This window comes from Candidatus Villigracilis proximus (assembly GCF_016717045.1).
GTDB lineage: Bacteria > Chloroflexota > Anaerolineae > Anaerolineales > Villigracilaceae > Villigracilis > Villigracilis proximus.
Genome location: NZ_JADJUO010000023.1, coordinates 49,329 through 56,801, shown reverse-complemented (window position 1 = coordinate 56,801; position 7,473 = coordinate 49,329). Strand labels below are relative to the sequence as shown.

Below are 7,473 nucleotides of genomic sequence, written 5' to 3'. Positions count from 1 at the left end.
AAAAGAGACAGCCGCATCTAATTGTGACTGTCTCTTCGTTATTACTGAACGCGATCTCTTCCACACGCCTAGCTTTCTTCGCAGATCAATTTTTTTGAGCTGCGCCAAAAGTTCGGGGTGGATGCGCGTGGTGTCGTTGGGGAAGTCGATCAGGTAGCCTTTGTTATTTTCAAAAATATGAAAGCTAAATTTATCACGCCCGTGATTTGAGGTGAGAATGCCGTGCAGGGTCTTGATGCGGCGTTTGTCGCGTTCGTGGTCGCCGGTGGAGCGCAGGGTAATGGTCAACTGTTTGGGCGGATGATCCTTGTCTTTGTTCTCTTTCACCAACGGCACATACATGGATTGAATAACCGCTTCGCGCCGGTCTTCAAGTTGATTCGGCTCTTCAATATTTGCCAACGCTGCCACAGCGCGCGTGATCAACGGCGGTGTGATCGGTTCGTCTTTTTTGAACTTTGGCGCAGGCTTGGCAGCGATTGCGGCGTCGTCAAAAGATGGCTGCCATTCATTGTCCCAGTTATCGGGGAAGTTATCAGGCGGAGGCGGCATCCCGTCGAAGTCGGTGTCTGCGGCGTAGACAGGCTCGGGTTCGAAATCTGCGGCTTGTTGACTGATCCACTTGCGGCGGGTTTGTAGGTGGAGTCTGCTTGGGTTGCTGAGTCGCTTTTGGGCAGGAGCAGACGTCGATTTGTAATGAAGCGGGGTGGCTGGCGGGGGGGTGTGTTATCAGCGATGACTTCATCCGCTGCGGCAGTGGTCACTGAAATTTCCGTCTTAATTTCATCCACCAGAATCTTGGCTGGCGGATTGGCGTTATCCACTTTGCCTTCGACGATGATGATCTGACCGACCATCATTTTGTCCATGAACTTGGTCCAGGTCTTGGGGAACATGACGAGTTCGATGGTGCCTTGAATATCTTCGATGGTGACGAAGCCCATGGCTTTGCCGGTCTTGGTGGTGTACGGGCGGACAACAGTGATCAGCCCGGCCACGCGGACTTTTTCTTCGTGCATGGCTTCGGAAAGCTGACCCGAGAAATAGCTGACGATCTGCGCGAGGATGGCTTGATATTCGTTGAGCGGATGATCGGTGATGTAGAGGCCGACGAGTTCGCGCTCCCAATTGAGCATTTCGCGTTTGTCCACGTTCTTGACTTCGGGTAAATGGATTTCTTCGATGATGCCGGTTGATGCGCCGAAGAGACTCATTTGCCCGGCGTCAGCGGCGCGGAAGTGATTGCTGCTGATGGCGACGATGCGGTCAAGCGAGGCGAGCATGGATGCGCGATTGCCGAATTGATCGAGCGCGCCAACTTTGATGAGACATTCAAGCGAGCGTTTGCCAACAGCGCGCAAGTCGGCGCGGCGGGCGAAATCGTTAAGGTCGGTGAACTGACCTTCGGCGCGCGCTTCCATAATGGTTTCCACCGCGCCCTGACTGACGTTTTTGATCGCGCCCAATCCAAAGCGGATGGATGGTTTAGCCTGCCCTGAGCCTGTCGAAGGGACTACATCTTCAATGCTGAAATCCCAGGTGGATGCGTTGACATCCGGTGGGAGAACGGGCACGTCCATGTTGCGTGAATCCGCGACATAGAAGGCGATCTTTTCAGTGATGCCCGCATTCGCAGAAAGCAGCGCCGCCATATACTCAGCGGGATAAGTTGATTTTAGATATGCAGTTTGTACGGCGATGACACCATAATCTGCGGCGTGAGACTTATTAAATCCATACCTCGCGAACTCTTCCCAATCCATGTAGATCGCGTCGGCGGTGGATTGCTCCATGCCTTTTTCAACGGCACCTTTGACGAACTTGGCGCGGTGTTTATCGATGTCTTCTTTTTTCTTTTTGGAGATCGCCTTGCGCAATTCATCTGACTCGGAAGGTGTGTAGCCTGCGAGTTCCACGGCGGCGCGCATGAGTTGTTCCTGATAGACAGGAATGCCGAAGGTGTCCTTGAAGATCGGTTCCATCGCGGGGTGACGATATTCCACTTCTGATTCGCCGTGCATACGCGAGATGTAATCAGGGATAAAGGCCATCGGTCCCGGGCGATACAGCGCGACCATCGCGATGATGTTGTCGAGATTCTTGGGCTTCATCTGCACGAGCCAGCGCGTCATTCCGCCGCCTTCCACCTGGAAGACGCCAGCCGTGTTTCCATCGCCCATTAACTTAAATGACTTGGGATCATCAATGGGAATATTATTCAGGTCAAATTTAATGCCGTGACGTTTGAAGATCATGTCACAGGCGCGGGCCATGACGGTTAATGTGATCAGCCCGAGGAAGTCCACTTTTAACATGCCGAGCGAATCGAGAATACCCATTTCAAACTGGGTCACTGATTTGATCGGCGTTTCTTCTGAGTTGGATGTGGGACGATGCAGCGGCAGATAATCCATGATCGGTTTATCTGAGATGACCACGCCCGCTGCGTGTGTGCCTGCGTTGCGGACTGTGCCTTCCATGCGCGCGGCGATATCGATCACTTCACGCAAGTGCGGCTGGGTATCGTAGATCTTTTTGAAATCCACAATTTCCATTGCGTCTTTCATGGTGGTTGCGCGGCCTGAAACGAAAGGTACAAGTTTCGCGACCTTATCAATTTCGGGCAATGGAATTTCCATCACACGCGCCACATCACGCAGGGCGGCTTTCGATCCCATCGTGCCGAAGGTGATGATCTGCGCTACTTTGTCATCGCCGTATTTACGCGCCGTGTATTCCAGCATTTCAGAGCGGCGGTCATCGCGGAAATCGAGATCAATATCGGGCATGGAAACGCGGCCCGGATTTAGGAAGCGTTCAAAGATCAGGTCATGCGCCAGCGGATCAACCCGCGTAATATCGAGTGTGTAAGCGATGATTGAACCTGCCGCCGAGCCGCGCGCGTTGTACCAGATCTCATGCTCACGGGCGAAGGTACACAAATCCCACACGATCAGGAAGTAGGCATCGAATCCCATGGTGTGGACGACGCTCAATTCGTAATCGAGTCTTTCCTGGACCTTTTGGCTGGTCGCATCTTCCTTGAATTTTATCTTTGCCCCGGCCTGACACAGCGCACGCAGATAAGTCTCTGGTGTGTATCCTTCAGGGACTGTGAACTCAGGCAGGTGATAGCCTTTGAATCCGAGGTCCACGTTGCAGCGTTCGGCGATCAACAGGGTATTGCTTAATGCATCGGGAACTTCCGAGAAGAGTTTATTCATCTCCAAAGGCGAGCGCAGATAATACGAGTCATCGCTCATCTTCATGCGGTCGGGATCATTAAGCTGTGAGTTGGTCTGGATCGCGAGCAGAATATCCTGCAAACGCGCATCCGCTTGATTTACATAATGCACATCGTTGGTGGCGATAAATCTTGCGTCATAGCGCGCACCCAAACTGAGCAGTTGTTTATTTAGATCGGTGATCTCTTTAATATTGTGCTGTTGTAATTCCACAAAGAAATTATCACGGCCAAAGACTTCGGAATACCAGTCCCATTTTTTGACGGCTTCTTCGGGTTTTTCATTTAACAGCGAGCGCGGAATCTCCGCCGACATACAGCCCGAGGTGGCAATTAATCCTTCGGCGTGGGCGGCGAGGAATTCATGGTCAATGCGCGGATAATAATAGAAGCCTTCCATTTGCGCAGCGGAGGCGATCTTCAGCAGATTCTTATAGCCAGTTTCATTCTCAGCAAGTAGGAGCAGGTGCGAGGACGAGCGATCGAGTTTTGAATCCTTGTCCTTCATGGTGCGCGCGGCCATAGTAGGCTTCGAGTCCAATGATCGGCTTGACCCCTTCCGCTTTGGCGGCTTTGTAAAAATCGATCACCCCGAACATCGTGCCGTGGTCGGTGATGGCCACGTGTTCCATGTTCAGCTCTTTAACGCGTTTGATCAACTTCTTGATGTTCGAGAAGCCGTCGAGTAAAGAGTATTCAGTGTGGACGTGTAAGTGGGCGAATGACATGGGTTGGTTGGAGAACGTGAAAACGTCTGAATGCGATTATAGCACGCATGTTCGTGGATGAAGTTAATGGGATGCTTAAAATTTGTTTAACCGGATAAAATAAAAATGTAACTCCCTTTGAATTTTTTTTATTAATTAAGATAAGATAATTTTATGTCATTCATTCCCATTAGCAAAACCAAGATCATTCCTCCACGCCGCCGGGCGGAAGTGCTCACGCGCAAGCGGCTGCTGGATGTTCTTTATGAGTCGCTTGATAAAAAGTTGACTCTGGTTTCTGCGCCTGCCGGATATGGAAAGACATCCCTCCTGATCGATTTTGTAACTCAAAGTGAACTGCCCTGCTGCTGGCTGGCTCTTGATGAATTGGATCGTGAGCCGCAGCGCTTTATCGCATATTTGATCGCGGCTCTGGCAGAACGTTTTCCTGAATTCGGCGGACAGTCCATTTCGATGCTTGGCAGTTTGACCTCGCTTGGGCAGGATGATATGGAGCGAATGCTGGTCACGCTGGTTAATGAAATATACGAACAGGTTCATGAACATTTTTTTCTGGTGCTGGATGACTTTCATCTCGTGGATGATGTTCTGTCGATTCAAACCTTCCTGAATCGATTTGTTCAACTTGTGGATGTGAACTGTCATGTGATCATCTCTTCGCGCATTCTCACGAGTCTCTCAGACCTGCCATTAATGGTGGCGCGTGAACAGGTCAGCGGATTGAGTTTTTCAGACCTCGCTTTTCATGTGGATGAGATACAAGCCTTGCTCGCGCAGAATAACAATGTGCGTATTTCGCATGATGAAGCGCAAAAAATGCTTGAAAAGACCGAGGGCTGGATCACCGGTTTGCAGTTCTCCACCATTGGTGGAAATCTGATGAAATCTGCGGCGACGACCGGCGTTGGTTTGTTCGAATTTCTAGGTCAGCAGGTGCTTGATCGTCAGCCTCCTGCCATTCAGGATTTTCTTTTGCGCACTTCCATTCTGGAAGAGTTTGATGCATCTCTTTGTCAGGCTGTTCTTGCTCCTTTATACCCAGAGCCGCAGAATTGGCAAAATTGGATCAGTGTGGTTGTGCAGGGCAATCTTTTGTCCTGCCGGTCGGCGTGGATGGAAGGTGGCTGCGTTATCATCATCTCTTTCGTGATTTTTTGCGGACGCGTTTTGAGCAGTTGCATCCTGAAGAAGTTCAACTCATTTTCTCCCGTTTGGGACATGCCTACGAAGACCTTGGCGAATGGGAAAAAGCGCATCATGTTTATAAAAAGCTAAATGATAACGAGGTCATCGCGCAGATGATCGAACGGGCTTCCACCTCCATGCTGCAAGGCGCGCTTCTTACTGTTGAATCCTGGTTAAATGCCCTGCCTCCCTCACTGTTGAGAAATCGCCCCGGCTTGCTTTCGATCCGCGGTGTGATCGCCTATATGAAAGGCAATTTGCGCGAGGGATTAAATCTACTCACCCAGGCTGAACAATCCTTTCGGCAGATCAATGAGCAGACCGGCCTGATCTTAACGTTGTTGCGGCGCGCAACTGCGCATCGTTTTTTAGGGGACTATGATGCGTCACTTCGTGATGCAGATGAAGTGATCCAATTGGTTGAAGCGGATGATGACCATCAACTATATTATGCCGAGGCGCTGCGGGTTAAAGGTCTCGCTTTATATCGTCTGGGGCAGGCGCGTCAGTCGCTTAATTTTTTTGAATCCTCTTTAAATCTTTATGTCCGCTTGAATAGGACGGCCAATATACCGGTTCTATTAATGGAGACCGGCATGGTCTATCAGGCAATTGGCAGTTACGCAGAGTCGGGGGCTGCCAATGAAAAGGCGCTTCAAATTTGGCGGAAGGAAGGGAATCTTTCCTGGCAGGCCAATTTGTTAAATAATTTGGGGGTTTTGCGCCACATTCAAGGAGAATATGAGAAAGCCGCGCTGGCTTTTGAAGAAGGGCTGGTCTGCGCCCGGCGCAGTGGATATGCCCGCATGGAAGCGTTGATCGCGATTGGGCTGGGAGACTTATCCACTGAGCTGGAGGATTTTAACGTTGCTCAACTTAACTATCGTCACGCTGAAGAGATCGTACGCGAGATGGGTGATCGTTTCCTCCTTTTTTATCTGGCGATGGCACAGTCTGTTTTGATGCTGCTGCAAAAAAGAATCACAGAAGCCCGTGAGTTGATCGCGCAGGTTCGATCAGGCGATTCGTTATATGAGAAGGGATTATTAAACTTTGTTCTCGGGCGCCTGTCACTGGCAGATGGAGATGCATCTCAGTCGATCCATGAATTGGAAGAAGCCGAACGTTGTTTCCTGGAAGATGGACGCAGAATGGAATGTGATTCCAGCCGTATCTGGTTAATGGCTGCCCGCCATCAAACAAAGGATGACATGGCAGTTAGAAAGATCATGGCTAATGTTTTTGGCGGCCGGGGACAAATTGCACACGGTATTCTGGTGACAGCGCATCAAGCACGCTCCTGGCTGAACGGCCTGCAAAAAGATGCCGAAGCCGGACGCATGGCAGGTGACCTGCTGATGCGTGCCAGCCGCGTAGCTGCAAAAATGCCGGCCATCAGACGGAATTTGCATCGCATGTCGCATGTTGTTCAAATCCCCAATCCCCATTTGATCATCCGCGCTTTTGGAAAATCATCCATCAGCGTTGGCGGAAAGTTGTTGACTCTGAAGGATTGGCAAACCCAATCAGTCCGCGACCTGTTTTTTTATTTCCTGACCAGTCAAAAACCGCTGACCCGGGAACAGGTTGGGGATACCCTCTGGCCTGAAATTGATGACCCTCAAAAGATAAAATTGAGATTTAAGAACGATATCTATCGTTTGCGGCGGGCAGTGGGGCAGGAGGTTGTTACCTATGAAGATGTTTTCTATGGTTTTAATCGCGCCCTGGATTTTGAATATGATGTGGAAGCCTTTGAATCATTTCTGGCGCGCGCTAAATTAACCAATGAGATTGAAGAGCAGATCGCGCTTTACAAACAGGCCGTTGCCCTTGTCATCGGCCCATTTTTAGACGACATCTATGCCGGTTGGGCCATGCTTGAACGTGACCGGTTAAGTCAGGTCTATCTGACTGCGCTTCTGACTCTTTCGGAATTATTATTAAAACAAGCTCAGCCCGAAGAGGCGCTTGCCGCCTGTCAGCGCGCGCTGGAGTATGACATTGCATTTGAAGCGGCGTATGCCCTATCCATGCTGATCTATGATCGTATGGGAGACCGTGCGTCCATCATCCGCACCTACCAGGCTTGCGTAGACGCCCTTAACCGTCAGCTGGGATTTCCCCCTCGAATGACACCCAACAGCTATACCGTCGCTTGATCGCGTAAAGTTAAAGGAAAAGCGGGGAAATCCGCCTTTTTCCAGTTTTGAGTCCACCAAAATCCAAATTGCCCAAAAATCAGCCCTCAAAAGGCTGATTTTTGCAATGTTTGAAGCCTGTTTTGAAGCCTGGCCAATCGTATCCTCTTGACAA

Annotated in this window: 4 protein-coding genes and 1 pseudogene; 2 read left to right on the top strand and 3 right to left on the bottom strand. The window is 50.4% G+C overall.

Annotation, left to right across the window (positions count from 1 at the left end):
* The 3 genes from IPL71_RS21045 to IPL71_RS21035 form a co-directional block, all read right to left on the bottom strand.
* On the bottom strand, positions 1 to 402 hold a 402-nt coding region (locus IPL71_RS21045; protein ID WP_345325043.1), incomplete at its 3' end, for a hypothetical protein.
* A 20-nt stretch (positions 403 to 422) separates the two neighbouring features.
* Complete coding sequence (gene dnaE / locus IPL71_RS21040; RefSeq protein WP_345325041.1) at positions 423 to 3,767, bottom strand: DNA polymerase III subunit alpha; 3,345 nt, start codon at positions 3,765 to 3,767, stop codon at positions 423 to 425.
* Positions 3,694 to 3,972 carry a PHP domain-containing protein gene (locus IPL71_RS21035; protein WP_345325039.1) on the bottom strand — a complete coding sequence of 93 codons (279 nt, stop codon included), beginning with the start codon at positions 3,970 to 3,972 and terminating at the stop codon, positions 3,694 to 3,696. The genes dnaE and IPL71_RS21035 overlap by 74 nt, the downstream gene beginning before the upstream one ends.
* A gap of 153 nt (positions 3,973 to 4,125) precedes the next feature.
* Between IPL71_RS21035 and IPL71_RS21030 the strand changes: the two are divergent.
* Positions 4,126 to 4,986 (top strand): annotated as a pseudogene (locus IPL71_RS21030) (winged helix-turn-helix domain-containing protein); the annotation flags it as partial.
* A 140-nt stretch (positions 4,987 to 5,126) separates the two neighbouring features.
* On the top strand, positions 5,127 to 7,319 hold the full coding sequence (locus IPL71_RS21025) for a tetratricopeptide repeat protein (protein WP_514130833.1): 2,193 nt from the start codon (positions 5,127 to 5,129) through the stop codon (positions 7,317 to 7,319).
* Positions 7,320 to 7,473 lie beyond the last annotated feature (154 nt).